This is a genomic window from Thalassobaculum sp. OXR-137 (assembly GCF_034377285.1).
In the GTDB taxonomy this organism is placed as follows: domain Bacteria; phylum Pseudomonadota; class Alphaproteobacteria; order Thalassobaculales; family Thalassobaculaceae; genus Thalassobaculum.
Genome location: NZ_CP139715.1, coordinates 4,232,343 through 4,246,089 on the forward strand (window position 1 = coordinate 4,232,343; position 13,747 = coordinate 4,246,089).

The window sequence follows — 13,747 nt, forward strand, 5'->3', positions numbered from 1 at the left end:
GACCGTCAGGCGTCGGGATGTAACGGGTGGACGCGCCACGCCGGGAAGACAGCCAGTGCCCGTGTCCCCTTTCCCAGCGTGCTCTCCAGGGTCAGCGTCCCGCCATGGAGCACCATCAGGCTGGTGCTCAGGGACAGGCCGAGGCCGGTGCCGTGCTTGGTGTGGTGCGGGTCGGAGGCGACCCGGCTGAACGGCTTCTGGACGCTCTGCATGTCGCGCTCCGACATGCCGATGCCGGTATCGACGACTTCGATCTCCATCTGCCCGCCGTCACCGATCCGCGCGGAGACCGTGACGCTGCCCCCGCCGGTGGAGAACTTCACCGCGTTGGAGATGAGGTTCAGCAGGACCTGCATCGTCTTCATGCGGTCGGCGTTCAACCGCGGCAGATGGGGAGCGATGTCGATCCGGATGGACACGAGATCCCGTTCGGCCTCCGCCGACAGGATCGATACGGCCTCATGGATTGCCGCCTCCAATCCGAACTCGCCCTCCACCACCGTGTCCTTGCCGAGCTCGATCCGGGCATGGTCGAGAATGTGGCCGACCAACCGCACCAGATGCAGTCCAGAACGATGGATGTTCTCGGCGTATTCGACGTTCCGCCCGCTGCCCAGCGAACCGAAGGTCTCGCTGGCGAGGACCTGGGAGAAGCCGATGATCGCGTTGAGCGGCGTGCGCAGTTCGTGGCTGAGATGGGCGAGGAAGGAATCCCGCAGACGGCGGTTCTCCGTCGCTTCGGCCAGCGACGCCTCGAGCGCGCTCTGCCGCTCGGCGGTGCGGATCAGCCGGGCCAGGTACAGCCCGGCCCAGACCGAAACCCAGACCACGATGACCGCCGCGATGCCCAGCGGCAGCATCATGTGGCGCAGGAAGGGATCGCGGGAGCTGGGAGGGCTCTCGTAGACCAGGGCCGTCGCCGGCGCGCCATCGGCCGGGTCGAGCACCGTCCATACGAAGCGGCGCCCGTCGGCCTCGGCCCAGCGCTCCTCCTCCGGCAACGCCTCGGCGATACGGACGAGCACCGGCACCGGGACGGTGCCGCGCATGACCTGCGGCCCGCCCGGCTCGATCGCCACCGTGGCCAGCCGGTCTCCGGACGGCAGCGATCCGCCGTGGCTCAGCGCGGCCAGCATCTGTCCCTGGTCGATCGCCGAGACCGACTGGGCCCCCTGATAGGAGATGAAAAACAGGAAACCGAGGCCGGCCAGGCCGATCGTACCGATCAGCGCGGCGAGGCGCGCGGCAAGCCCCTTCACCCCTCCAGCCCCTTCACTCCGAGGCCCTGTTCGTCCTGATGCCGCCAAGCCGATAGACAGGGCAATATCCGAAAATCGCGGACCCGAGATTCACCACGCCGAACAGCCCCACCAGGACCGAGATCACCGCATTCGGGATCAGTCCCCAGTCGATGAAGCCGGCATAGAGGCAGCCCACACCCAGCACGAGCCGAACGATGCGGTCGAGCGTGTGCATATTCGGCGCGAAGGGGCGGGACACGGACATGGAATTCAACGGTAATTCGACACAATTGAAATTACCTCAAAGTGTCTCAGACCGGAAGCGATATGGAAGGCCGGATCGGTGCCGCGACTTACAGTACTTGGTCCTCCGGCGGTGCTGCCGGCGCCCGCTGGCGCCCGGTCAGCCCAGGACGCCGCTGAGGCGTTCGAGCTTGTCCGGATTGCGGATCACGTAAATCGCGGCGATGCGGCCCTCCACCACCTCCAGCACCATGGCCTGCAGGGTCCCACCGTTGCGCGAGACGATCGCCGGCAGGCCGTCCACCGTGACCAGCGCCTCCAAGCGGAGCCGGCCGGCATATTTCCGCGCCAGGCCGCAGAACAGCCGAACCGCCTTGTCCGCCCCCTGGATGACATTGGGAAAGGCGAGCACCTTGCCGCCGCCGTCCGCTCGCAGGGACACGTCCTCGGCCAGCAGCCCCTTCAGCGCAGCGGCATCGCCCAGCCGCGCGGCTTCGAAGAACGCCGCGGCCACCCGGCGGCCCTCTTCCGGCGCGACCGGGAACCGCGGCCGATCCGCCCGTACGTGGCGGCGGGCCCGCACGGCGAGCTGACGCACCGAGGCCGGTTCCCGGTCGAGGGTTTCCGCGACATCCGCCAGCGGCATCTCGAAGACGTCGTGCAGCAGAAACGCCGCGCGCTCCAGCGGCGACAGCCGCTCCAGGGCGAGCATCAGCGAATAGGTCAGGTTGTCGGCCAGCAACTCCGGATCCGGCGCGTCCACGACCGGTTCCGGCAGCCAGGTGCCGACATAGGTCTCGCGCCGCATCCGGGCCGATTTGAGCTGGTCCAGGCACAGCCGCGAGACCACCCGACGCAGCCAGCCGGGAGGATTGCCGATGGTCCCGCGGTCCGCCTGGCGCCAGCGCAGCCAGCTTTCCTGCACCACGTCCTCGGCTTCGGCCATGGATCCCAGCATGCGATAGGCGAGACGCAGCAGCGCGGGCCGCTGCGTCTCGAAATCAGCGATATCCGGCTCAGGCCGCATTCTCGTGTCCAGCGCCACTCTCGACCGGATGGTTATAGCGAAAACCGACGGCCACCCGGTTCCAAACATTGATCGCCCCGATGGTCAGCGACAGCCAGGCGCGTTCGGCCTCCTCGAACTGATCGCGGACCAGCTCCCAGTCGGCATCGGGCACGCCTGTCTCGGCGACCCGGGTCAGGGCCTCGGTCCAGGCCAGGGCCGCCCGCTCCCGGTCGGAATACAGCGAGGACTCGCGCCAGGCGCTGGTCATATAGAGCCGCATCTCGCTCTCGCCGTCGCGCCGGGCCTCGGTGGTGTGCATGTGGATGCAGTAGGCACAGCCGTTGATCTGTGAGGCGCGCAGCTTGATCAGGTGAAGCAGCGACTTTTCGATCGGGCTGGCGGCGATCGCCTTCTCCAGGGCGACCATGGCGGCGAAGCCGTCCTTGGCGAGCGGATAGGGATTGGCAAGTCGGGGGGTCATGGGGATCTCCATCGTGTCGGATCAACGCGTCGACGGGGTCGACACGGACATGACGACGGAGCGCTCCCCGGTGTGACATGGACCGGGAAGAAATTTCGCGACAGAGACGGCAAAGAGAAACGGGCGGCCCGTGCTGGACCGCCCGCTGCTTCGCAGTTCTCTCCGGGATCAGGCGGCGCGGACGTCCCGCAGGAACGCCTGGACCCGGTTCTTCAGTCCCTCGGCCTGCTCGGTCAGGCTTCGGGCGGTGGTGAGCACCCGGCCGGACGACTCACCGGTCTCGCTCGCCGCTTCCCGCACGCCCGAGATGTTGGTGTTCACCTCGTTGGCGGCGGTGGCGACTTCCTCGACATTCCGCGAGATTTCCTTGGTCGCGGAATCCTGCTCCTCGACCGCCGCCGCAACGGCCGCGGCCACTTCCTGCACCTCGTTCACCCGGGTGACGATCTTGGCGATCGAGTTGACCGCCGTCCTGGTGCGGTCCTGCACGGCCTGGATCTGCGACGCGATCTCCTCGGTGGCCTTGCCGGTCTGACCGGCCAGGTTCTTCACCTCCGAGGCGACCACCGCGAAGCCCTTGCCGGCATCGCCGGCACGGGCGGACTCGATCGTGGCGTTCAGGGCCAGCAGGTTGGTCTGCTCGGCGATCTCCTGGATCAGGGTGACAACCGTGCCGATCCGCTGCACCGCCTCGTCCAGCGCCCGCACCTCGGACTCGGTCGACTGAGCGTCGGTGCGTGCAGCGCTGGCCAGGTTGTTGGCGTTCGCCACCTGATGGGAGATCTCGCTGATCGACGCCGACAGCTCGGTGCTCGCCGTCGCGACGGTCTGCACGTTCATCGAGGTCTCTTCCGACGCCGTGGCGACGATGGTCGCCTGGTGCGTGGACTGATCGGCGATGGTGTTCAGCGCCTGGGCGGTGCCCTCCAGCTCGGTCGCCGCCGCGGCCACCGCCGCGGTCATCGACTGCGCCTCGGTCTCGAACTGCTGGGTGATGTCGCGCAGGGCCTGCGCTCGGTCCAGCTCCGCCTTCTGCTTGGCGGCGGCCTCGGCCTGCAGGCGCTCGTTCTCCACCATATTGCGGCGGAACACTTCCACGGCTTCGGCCATCTGACCGACCTCGTCGCCGCGGCCCGCACCCGGGACGGTGACGTTGTGGTTGCCGGTCGCCATCTGCCCCATGACCACGGACATGGCGCTGATCGGCAGCGAAATGCCTCGGTTGAGGACGAGATAGGCCAGTGCGGCGAAGATGACGCCCAGCAGGGCGGATCCGGCGGCGAAGACCTCGACGATGATGAAGATCTGGTCCTGCTTGGCGGTGGCATCGCTGACGATGTTGTTCCCGCGCTCTTTCAGGGTTTCGAACTTCTGGCTCAGGGCTGCGACATACTCGCGGCCGGCGCCGTTGCTTTCGATCTGGCGGGCCTCGTCGACCGTGAACGGCTGGCGCATCAGGGCGATCTGACGCTCGGCGGTCTCCCGCCACTGCCGGTTCACCGCGATGAACTCTTCGGTCAGCCGCTTGGTCTCGGGATCGTCGGCCAGCGCGTTCAGCATGGTCTGACTGGCGGCGTCGAAGGCTTCGCCCTGCTGCCGGTAGCGGTCGATCGACGTCCGGTCGCCGCTGATCAGGAGTTCCTTGATGCTGCCGGACTGGTCGATCGCATTGCCCTGCATGGCGGTCAGCGTGTCGAGCAGGGTGTTGACCCGGTCGACCTCTTTGGCCGCATCCGTTGCCCGGCTCAGCTGGTAGAACGTCAGCGCGCCGGAGACCAGCATGATGGCGACCAGAATGCCGAACGCGCCGGCGAATTTCCGACCGATCGAGATGTTGTTCAAAGCAGACATGGTGTCCTCCTCAGGCCCCGAGACCGGCCAGCTTGCGCCGTTCCAGCTCCGTCAGATTGACTTCCACCGTGATGGCGCCGACCGGATTGCCGGAGTCGTCGTCGATCGTCAGGTTGATCTGGGCGCGCCAGGTCGCGGTCTCGTCGTTGAACTCGGGCTCATCGACGAACACGGTTCCCGGGCCGACATCGACCGTCTTCTGGAACTTGGCTTCGTCGCCCTGCCAGTAATCGGAGGTCACCGAGCTCTGGCCGACGTTCAGGCCGTTGCGATCCATGACGAAGACTTCCGTCAGGAGACCGACAGATCGGGCCTGGACCCGATAGAGGTAGGAGGACAGCGGGTTGGCCAGGACCGAGGTGATCAGCGGCTGATCCTCATTCTTGGTTTCCGCACGCCACTGCTTATCGAGCCGGTCGATCTCGCTCTGATTGAGCTGACCGGCTCCCTCGTTGCGGCTGCGCAGGGCTTCGAGGACGACCGGAACGTTCACCCACTCGCGGATGTCCGCGATGATCTCGTCGGTGACAAGCTCGTCCATCGTTAGGGTGAGCGCCTTGGGCTCGGCCTTGGCCGGGCCGGCAAGGCAGAACAGGGCAGAGACCAGGACAAGGACGGCCGAGGCGGCAGTCCGCATCTCCTTGTCTTTCTCTGCAAGCCACACTTTCATCTTTCCCTCCAGATAGACCCATTGCGTTGGGCGCCATATGAGGGGAAAAGGTCTAAAGATTGGTTAAAAGACCGCTCTTCTTTTCGCTGAATTTCCACCAGTTTATAAATAATTAACGTGTTCCGGGAGAGCGTCCGGCGCAATCCATTGAGACTATTCTGTCGATACCGTTCTCGTCTTCGGAACGGCACCGGGCGACCCCCGGGCCCGGTCCGGTCGTTAACCCTCTGCGTCACTCCTGTCCGGCCGGCGCGGAAGCCGCTTTTCCGACGTGAGCGTGAGAATCAACACAGCAACACCGTGACGGCTGTGGTCGCATATCCGCTCCTGCTGGCGCAGGTTGATGTCACGGCGCTCGTCATCTTTGGGGGCAGACCAAGACCGACACAGAGCGCCAGCCGGGTCGCCGTCGCTTACTCCCGACGGCGGCGGCCCGGCACCCCGAGCTTGAACCACCGCGGACCCGGCCTCTGACCAGATGGATGACGCAGACCCAATCGCCGCCGCCTTCGAACGCCTGACATCGGGATCCGCTCCGCGCGCGGAGTGGGCGCGGGAGCAGACTGTCCTGGGTTTTGGGATCGGATTGCGCCAAACGGCCGGCCGCCACGACGGCGCGCGGTGCCTGAAAGTTTTCGTCTCGCAGAAGCGTCCGTCGCGCGCTCTCGACGCCCCCGCGCCCGCCTTCCTGACGCTGCCGGCCTCGGATATCCGGATCCCCATCGACGTCGAAGCCCTCCCCCCGCTTCTTCCCCGTGGCGGAGTCCTGCCGTCCGGTGCGCCGGGTGCCGATCTGAACGCGGTGAAGGCCGACCGCCAGGGGGCGCCCTGGGGGTCGTACGGATATCTGATGCGCCATCGCTTCGACGGCCGGACCTATCTCGTGGGCTCCGGGCATGTGCTGGCCGGCGGACCGGAGCCGCAGGTCGGCGATCGCCTGATGATCTCAGACGGCACCGGCAACGGCCGGCCCGCCGCCCGGCTGGTCGCCTGGACGACGCCGGTCCCCAGCGAGGCCGGGTACCCGAACACCGTGGATGCCGCCCTTGCGGAGATCGTTCGCCCGGAGGCCGCCGCCCGCCTGACCGGCAGGCTGCCCACCGGGGTCAGCGGGGACATCCGCTCGGGCATGCATCTGCACCTGACCGGTGCCGCAAGCGGGCGGCAGCGGACGATGGTGGTCTGCGAACGGGCCACCCTGGCCGTCGACGCCGACGTGCCGGGCCTCGGCCGCCGGCGTGTTGGCTTCCGCGATCAGGCGCTGTGCCGCGCCGTCACCCGCCCGGGCGACAGCGGCGGCAGCCTGCTCAACGATCGGGGCCGAGCAGTCGGCCTCCACGGCTGGGGCAATCGGGACGGCGCCGATGAGGGCCGCAGCGACATCAGTGTCTTCACGCCCATCGCCCCCGTGCTCGACACCTTCGCCAAGCACCATGACCTCGACCTGTTAACAGACATGGACGTCATCACGATGCCGCTGGACCGCCCACCCGTCGACGATCTCGACGACGCCATCGACCTCGTGGCCCGCACCCTCTACGGGGAAGCCCGCCGCGAACCGGCCGAAACCCGCTTCGCCATTGCCGAGGTGGTCTACAACCGGGCGATCAAGCGCTCGCCCCGGTTCGGGCTCAGCGTGGAGGCTGTCTGCCGCCAGCCGGACCAGTTCAGCTGCTGGAACCCCGGCGATCCGAACCGCGGACGGACGCTGTCGATCTCCCTCAAAGATCCCGAGATCGCCGACTGCGTGACCATCGCCCGCGATCTGGTGGCGGGCCGAGTCGGCGGGCTGACCCTGGGGGCCGATCACTTTCACCACCGGCGGGTCTCCCCCTACTACTCCCGGGAGCACGCCCCCTGCGCCCAGATCGGCAATTACGTCTTCTTCAACGACATCCCGTAGCTGCATACAGCTCCCGCCAGGAGACCGGCATGCCCGTTTCCGGATCGCTGATCGACGTGATTGTCAGCCTTGTCCTCCTCTACATCCTGACCGCACTCCTCTGTTCCGCCCTTCGGGAGATCTTCGCCTCCGCCCTTCGGCTCCGCCAGAAGGCCCTCGCCCGCACGATCCGCGACCTGTGCGGCGAGCATGACGACCCCTGCGTCACCAACAATCTGGCCGAACGGATCCTGGATCATCCGGCGGTCCGCAATCTGCGCATGGCCGGCCGGTCCGCTCCGGCCTATCTGCCGTCGCGTCTGTTCGCCGGCGCCCTCCTCGACGAGTTGTCCACCCTCGCGCAGTCGGAAGACAGGCCGCGGCCGCGGGTCCCGGACCTGGTGGCCGCCGCCCCGAACGCCGATCTTCAGCGGACACTCGGTCTGTTCGCCGAGGAGACGGCGTTCGACCGGGTCGGGTTTCGGCTTCGGATCGAGGAGTGGTACGACGACGCCATGGACCGGGTGACCGGCTGGTACCGGCGCCGCAGTCAGGGCTGGATCCTCGCCGTGGCCGCGCTGGCGGCCGTCCTGTTCAATCTCGACACCCTGGAGATCGCCCGGGCGATCTGGGCCGGCGCGGCGTCGGTTGCCGAGGGATCGCCGGCCCTGCCCGTCGGCTGGCCCCTGTCCGCCGACGACAGCCCCCTGGCGGCCGGGTTGCAGGCCCTGTCCACCATCGCCGCGCACCCGTCCAAGCTGCTCGGCTTCGCGGTCACCGCCGTCGCCGTCTCCCTCGCAGCCGATCTCTGGTTCTCCCTGATGCGACGGCTGGTTCCCCCGCGGGTGGCCCGCGGCAGTATCGCCGGTCCCCGTGCCACCCTGCCCTCCGCCGGTGTCCTCGCCGACCACCCAGCGGCACCGGAGCGGGCCGAGAGCGCGCTGGAGGCCTCCGGCCTCACCCGCGACGACATCGAGGATATCCAGCGCGCTCTCGGCATGACGGGACGCTTCCTGACCGGCCGGCTCGATGCGGCAACCCGGTCGATGATCGAGGAATATCAGCTCTCGGTGGGGCGCCGGCCCACCGGTATCCTCACGCCGTACCTGGTCGAGCGGCTGCTGGCGCCGATCGATAGGTAGAAAATATTAACCATTCTTTCCATTCTGGATCGATTTTCATAAACCCCTTCGCGATCTACATCTACTGCGCGCGGAGGATCGGGTCGGTCTATGCTGGTCGCTGGCATGCTGGCGTTCCCGGACATAAACTGATCGACTGAATATCTAGTGTTTAATACGCCTTACACTTGGGGGAAAAGGCGTTGTCCGAGGAATCACGGCGTCCGGTCAAGGAACGACGCCATCTGACGGTCATGTTCGTCGATCTGGTGGGCTCCACCGGTCTGGTCGACGACCTCGATCCCGAGGATGCCCAGAACGTCTTCGACGCGTTCTCGGGGACGTGCGCCCGGTTGATCGGACAGTTCGGCGGCTATATCGCCCGGATCGAGGGCGACGGCGTGCTGGCCTATTTCGGCTTCCCCCTGGCCCGCGAGGATGCCAGCGAGCAGGCCGTGCGCGCCGGTCTCGCCGTCGCCGAGGCGGTCGCCAAGATCCGCACGCCGATGCGGACCACGCTGGCCTGCCGCACAGGCATCGCATCCGGTTCCGTGCTGGTCGGCGAGGCCCATACCAGCAGCGGGTCGGTCTTCTACGAGGTCATCGGGCGCGCGCCCCATGTGGCGCGGCGCCTCCAGGAACAGGTCGATCCCGGCGAGGTGGCGATCTCCGACGCGGTCTACCGCAAGGCCGGCGGCTTCTTCGTCTGCGCCCCGAACCCGCCGATCCGGCTCAAGGGGTTCCGCAATCCGGAAATGTTCTGGCGGGTGCGTGGCCATCGCGAGCTGCCCCTGCGCTTCCTCGCCCGCGACGCACTGCAGCGCTGCGCCTTCGTCGGCCGGACCGAGGAGCTGACGGTCCTGCACCGGCTGTGGGACGGGGCGCGGCTCGGCCAGGGGGCGGCCGTCGGCGTGGTCGGCCCGGCCGGCATCGGCAAGTCGCGGGTGATCTACGAGTTCGTCCATTCGGTGACCGAGGACCAGCCGCATCTGGTCCTGATGCAGGGCAACACACACCATCGCAACAGCCCGTGGCAGCCGCTGCGCGACGAGCTGATCCGGCATCTGGACGCCGCCACGCCGCCCGGCGGATCGCGGCTGGAGACGCTGACCCGCGAACTGGCCGCGTCCCCCGGCGAACAGGAAATCGAGAACGCCCAGGCGATCCTGCGCATCCTGGAGGACGGACAGTCCGGGGTCGCCATCTCGCGCCCCGGCGAGGAGCGCGCCCGCGTCGTCGCCGCCCTGGTGCGCCGTCTGGAGGCGCTCGCCGCCCGCACGCCGGTCATCGTGGTCATCGAGGACGTCCAGTGGCTCGACGACTCCTCCACCGAGTGGCTGGAGGTGCTGTGCCGGGGGGTGGAGCAACACCCGATCCAGGTCGTGCTGACCAGCCGGGAGACCCTGTCCGCCCGCCTGAAGCTCGACGTCACCGAACTGCAGCTGTCCGGCCTGACCCAGGAGGACGCCCGGGCGATGGTCGACCTGCTGATCTCGGAGAAGCCCTTCGCCCATCTCGACGCCCAGGCGGTGCTGGCCAAGGTCGGCGGCATTCCCCTGTTCATCGAGGAGTACGTCACCCACCAACTCGACCGGGTCGCCGCCCGCAAGGGCAACGGCGACGGCCGGGAGGTCGATCCGGAGGACGCGCCGGGCACGCTGATGGACCTGCTGAACGAGCGGATCGACGAGCTCGGCCCCGGCAAGGCCTTCATCCAGACCTGTGCGGTCTGCGGCGACGTGTTCGACCTGCGTCTGGTGGCGCGGACCGTCGGGGTCGATATCGACCAGGCCATCGCCGTGATCTCGGACCTGGAGTCGCGCGGCATCCTGACCGGCAGTGCCGCGGTCGGCGACGAGTTCCGGTTCCGCCACGCGCTGCTGCGCGACGCCGGATATTCCAGCCTGCTGAAAGCCGACAGGGCGGCCCTGCACGGCCGGATCGCCCAGGCGATGGAGACCTACGCGGCGGAGGACGGCTTCGCCGCCCTGCCGGAGGTGCTGGCCTGGCACTTCTCCGAGGCGGACGAGGTGGAGAAATGCCTGAGCTACCGTCTGGTGGCGGCGGAGAAGTTCAAGGGCCAGTACGCCGCGACGGAATCGATCCACCAGCTCGAGCTCGCCGCGGCCGAAGCGGACGCCATGGAGGAAGGTGGCAGCCGCCGGGAATGGCTGGTGCGGATCTACAACCTCATCGGTGCCACCCGGAACATCTTCTACGGATGGGGCGATCAGGTCGGCCAGGAGATGTTCGAGAAGGCCCTGTCCCTCACGGTCTCCAGCGACGACGGCCGGTCGACCTTCGACGCGGTGCGCGGTCTCTGGAACGCCAACATGATCCAGGGCAACTATCCGCTCGTCGAAGTTCTCACCCGCCAGCTCAGCGCCATCGCCGCGCGCTCCAGAGATCCGCTGATGAGGGTCGATGCGGCGAACGCCAACGGCGCCTATCGGCTTTGGTCCGGCGGCTTCAAGGAAGCCCACGCGAGCTTTCAGGAAGCCCTGCGGCTCTACGGTTCTGCGGGCATCAATCGAGCGATCGGGGCGCAGGGCACAGACCCCGGTGTTGTCGCTCTTTGTCTCAGCGCCTGGAATTTCTGGTTCTTAGGAGATCGGGACGCCGCTTTCGAGACAATCAAGGCCGCCAAGCAGCGTTCTGAAAGGATGCAGCACGTCTTCGGCCTCGCGTACTCGCACAGTATCTGCGCGTCGATTTGGCAGTGCGAGAGAAACCCTGAACAGGCACTGGCCGAAGCGAACCAGTCAACACTTATCGCAAGCGAAAATAAGTCGGGTATGCGCTACTGGATCGACCGTGGCGGCATTCTCGCTGGTTGGGCAATTGCATTCTCTGGCGACAGGCAAGCCGGAATCTCCCGGATCCGCGAGTCGATCGGCTCCTATAAGAGCGGCGGCGGCGGACAGCTGCTGCCCTATGCCCGGACCTTGCTGGCGGAATGTCTGCTGGCTTCCGACCTTCTCGAGGAGGCCGAAGCCGAACTCACCCAGGCCGGCGCGGACCTTCCGTCAGAGCACCCCTATTATTATGATTCTGAACGCCTGCGTCTGCTCGGCGAGGTGCTGATCCGACGCGGCTACGAGACAGAGGGTGCCGAGGCCCTGGCCTCCGCCTTGTCGTCTGCCGAGGCCTTCGACTCTCCGCCGCTTCGCAAGGCGGTCCTCGAAACGCGGGCCCACCTGCAACGGCGCTGACGGGTTTCAGGCGACACGCGGCCACGCCTGGCCCTCCGCCCAGGCAACGAAGGCCCGCCAGGCCGAGGTGTCGTTGAAGGTGTAGCGCACGGTCTTCGGTTCCGAGAATTCGGCGGCCCGGTTCCGCATCATCGTCAGCAGGGTCTCCGCATCCTCCGCTTTGACGTCGACGAGCTTTTCGGAGATCTGTGCGGCCAGGGTATCGATATCCCCGCGATGCCCGCCCTGCTCCAAGGCCCGCGCCGATATCCGGGGCACTGTCCGATCACGGTATCCCAGCGCTTTTGCCGCGTCCCGATACAGCGCCAGACTGCCAGGGTCCGACAGTTGATCCACGGGAAAGGCCGCAAGGGTCGCCCGGATGCTGACCATGGCCAGGGTCAGCGGACGATGGCCGAGTTCCAGCGGACCGTGGGTGACGGCCACCTCGTCGTCATCCTCCAGCATGCCGTCACGAAACGCCTCGTAGACGCTCCCGACTCCCACCACGCCGAAACTGTCGAGTTCGGCCGCGCGCAGGGCCCCGATGCTGGAGGCCCCGAGGATATGGACACCCTGGGCCATGGCCCAGAGCACTTCCTTGTGCCAGACCGAGGGCACAGTATCGAAGAAGCCGTCGATAATGCCGATCGCCCTGGGCGACTCACGCAGAGCCAGATACACGTCGCCCTGACGGGCGGGACCGCGGAAGGACAGTTCCGGGAACCGCTCCCGAGCGCCGGGCGCCAACGACGGCCCGCCGAACACGATCAGGGTCATGACGCTGCCCCCTGCTCCGGATCGATCCCGGCGGCGCGAAGCGCGCGGCGCCCCGGCCGATAGAGACGGGCATTCGGATTGCCCTCCAGACCCGGGACGATGACCCGCGCCACCGGGATGTTGAACTCCGCACGGGTCAGGTCGACCACGATCACCTGCTCCAGCCCGATCGCCGACAGCCGCTCGACCATCCGCTCGATCAGCGCCCGGGAACTGCGCCCCTGCAGGCTGGGCACATCGCCATAGGAAACCGGGGGCGGCGCGGAGCGTGTCTCGGCCACCGGCGGGACGACCGGCGTTTCGTCCGGACGTTCGTCGTAATACGTCGGGTCGATATCGTCGCGCACGCCGGCAATCATGGTGAGCCTGCCCTGAGCCGCTTCCGACAGGGCGCGGGACAGGGCGATATGGGCGAAGGGGTGGCATCCGTGCCCGTCGAAGCCGCTGACGGAGATGGGCATTCCGGTGGGCGGCGTCGGGATCCAGACGTTGAACACCGGCACCCCGATCTCGGAGGTGAGGTTCCAGGCCCGCACCGGCACCCCGGCGGCGGCATACCGGTCGAGCAAGGCGCGGCAGTGGGGATCGGTCACCGTGGAGAGATCCAACTCGCACCGGTCGCGGTCTTCCCGGGATCTAAGCCGCCAGAGCGCCAGGCAGTCGCGCTCGATCACCTCGCTGAGGCCGTGGCAGATCGCCTCCTCGATCGTATTGCCGGAGGCGAGCCCGTTGGAGGTGCAGAGAAAATAGCCGCTGCCCTCGGGGAAGGGCGTGCGGAAATCCGTATGGACCGCCTCATAAGGTACCCAGACCGGATCGCCGGTCACGAGCTCGTAGCCCTGGATCCACAGCAGCCGCGCCGTCGCCGTCAGATCCTTGCGGGTCGAAAGAGCCATGGAGGTGACGTCCACGACCGTCTCGCGGAACCGCAACTCGTTGTAGGAACCAAGCAGCAGCGGCGCCAGGATATGCTCGGCATGATGGATTTCGATCGCCTCCATCAGGCCGGAGGCCTTTGCCGCGTCCAGGGTCGCCCCCTTGCCCTGCGACACCGAGACGGAGCGGGCGTTCGGGCGGGTGACCATGACCACCGGAATGCCGATGGTGTCGAGGCCGGTCACGTTGGCGACACGCGTGATGCCGAAGACAGGCAGCAACGGCATCACGCGCTCTATCGTTTCGCGCGGTGAACAGGCACGCGTGGTGCCCTCGATCTCCAGAAAGGTAACCGGCGCAGCGTCGTTCACCACTCCCTCCAATCGTCTGGGATCACAGGCG

At 67.3% G+C, this 13,747-nt stretch carries 11 protein-coding genes; 3 read left to right on the plus strand and 8 right to left on the minus strand.

What is annotated here, in order from left to right:
- Positions 1 to 5: 5 nt before the first annotated feature.
- From T8K17_RS19810 to T8K17_RS19835, 6 genes are all read right to left on the minus strand, one after another.
- A complete protein-coding gene (locus T8K17_RS19810; protein WP_322331452.1) occupies positions 6 to 1,259 on the minus strand; it encodes a HAMP domain-containing sensor histidine kinase in 1,254 nt (417 codons plus the stop codon).
- A gap of 13 nt (positions 1,260 to 1,272) precedes the next feature.
- Positions 1,273 to 1,506 (minus strand): DUF2892 domain-containing protein, encoded by a 234-nt coding sequence (locus tag T8K17_RS19815; RefSeq protein ID WP_322331453.1) that lies wholly within the window; start codon positions 1,504 to 1,506, stop codon positions 1,273 to 1,275.
- 138 nt (positions 1,507 to 1,644) lie between these two features.
- Positions 1,645 to 2,511 carry a sigma-70 family RNA polymerase sigma factor gene (locus tag T8K17_RS19820; RefSeq protein WP_322331454.1) on the minus strand — a complete coding sequence of 289 codons (867 nt, stop codon included), beginning with the start codon at positions 2,509 to 2,511 and terminating at the stop codon, positions 1,645 to 1,647.
- Positions 2,501 to 2,974 (minus strand): carboxymuconolactone decarboxylase family protein, encoded by a 474-nt coding sequence (locus tag T8K17_RS19825; protein WP_322331455.1) that lies wholly within the window; start codon positions 2,972 to 2,974, stop codon positions 2,501 to 2,503. The genes T8K17_RS19820 and T8K17_RS19825 overlap by 11 nt, the downstream gene beginning before the upstream one ends.
- A gap of 168 nt (positions 2,975 to 3,142) precedes the next feature.
- Positions 3,143 to 4,825 (minus strand): methyl-accepting chemotaxis protein, encoded by a 1,683-nt coding sequence (locus T8K17_RS19830; RefSeq protein WP_322331456.1) that lies wholly within the window; start codon positions 4,823 to 4,825, stop codon positions 3,143 to 3,145.
- Positions 4,826 to 4,835: 10 nt separating this feature from the next.
- Entirely contained in the window at positions 4,836 to 5,495 is a 660-nt protein-coding gene (locus tag T8K17_RS19835; protein WP_322331457.1) for a hypothetical protein, read from the minus strand.
- Between the two features lie 586 nt (positions 5,496 to 6,081).
- Here T8K17_RS19835 and T8K17_RS19840 point away from each other — a divergent pair.
- From T8K17_RS19840 to T8K17_RS19850, 3 genes are all read left to right on the plus strand, one after another.
- Positions 6,082 to 7,398 (plus strand): cell wall hydrolase, encoded by a 1,317-nt coding sequence (locus tag T8K17_RS19840; RefSeq protein WP_322331458.1) that lies wholly within the window; start codon positions 6,082 to 6,084, stop codon positions 7,396 to 7,398.
- Between the two features lie 29 nt (positions 7,399 to 7,427).
- Positions 7,428 to 8,519, plus strand: coding sequence for a peptidoglycan-binding domain-containing protein (locus tag T8K17_RS19845; RefSeq protein WP_322331459.1), 1,092 nt, complete (start codon positions 7,428 to 7,430; stop codon positions 8,517 to 8,519).
- A 182-nt stretch (positions 8,520 to 8,701) separates the two neighbouring features.
- The gene (locus tag T8K17_RS19850) at positions 8,702 to 11,710 is read left to right on the plus strand and encodes an ATP-binding protein (RefSeq protein WP_322331460.1); all 3,009 of its coding nucleotides are present in this window, start codon (positions 8,702 to 8,704) and stop codon (positions 11,708 to 11,710) included.
- 6 nt (positions 11,711 to 11,716) lie between these two features.
- On the opposite strand, the gene T8K17_RS19855 is transcribed toward T8K17_RS19850, so the two are convergent.
- Together T8K17_RS19855 and T8K17_RS19860 are read right to left on the minus strand one after the other, a co-directional pair.
- The gene (locus tag T8K17_RS19855; RefSeq protein ID WP_322331461.1) at positions 11,717 to 12,469 is read right to left on the minus strand and encodes a TfuA-like protein; all 753 of its coding nucleotides are present in this window, start codon (positions 12,467 to 12,469) and stop codon (positions 11,717 to 11,719) included.
- On the minus strand, positions 12,466 to 13,716 hold the full coding sequence (locus T8K17_RS19860; RefSeq protein WP_322331462.1) for a YcaO-like family protein: 1,251 nt from the start codon (positions 13,714 to 13,716) through the stop codon (positions 12,466 to 12,468). Before T8K17_RS19860 ends, T8K17_RS19855 begins: the two co-directional genes overlap by 4 nt.
- Positions 13,717 to 13,747 lie beyond the last annotated feature (31 nt).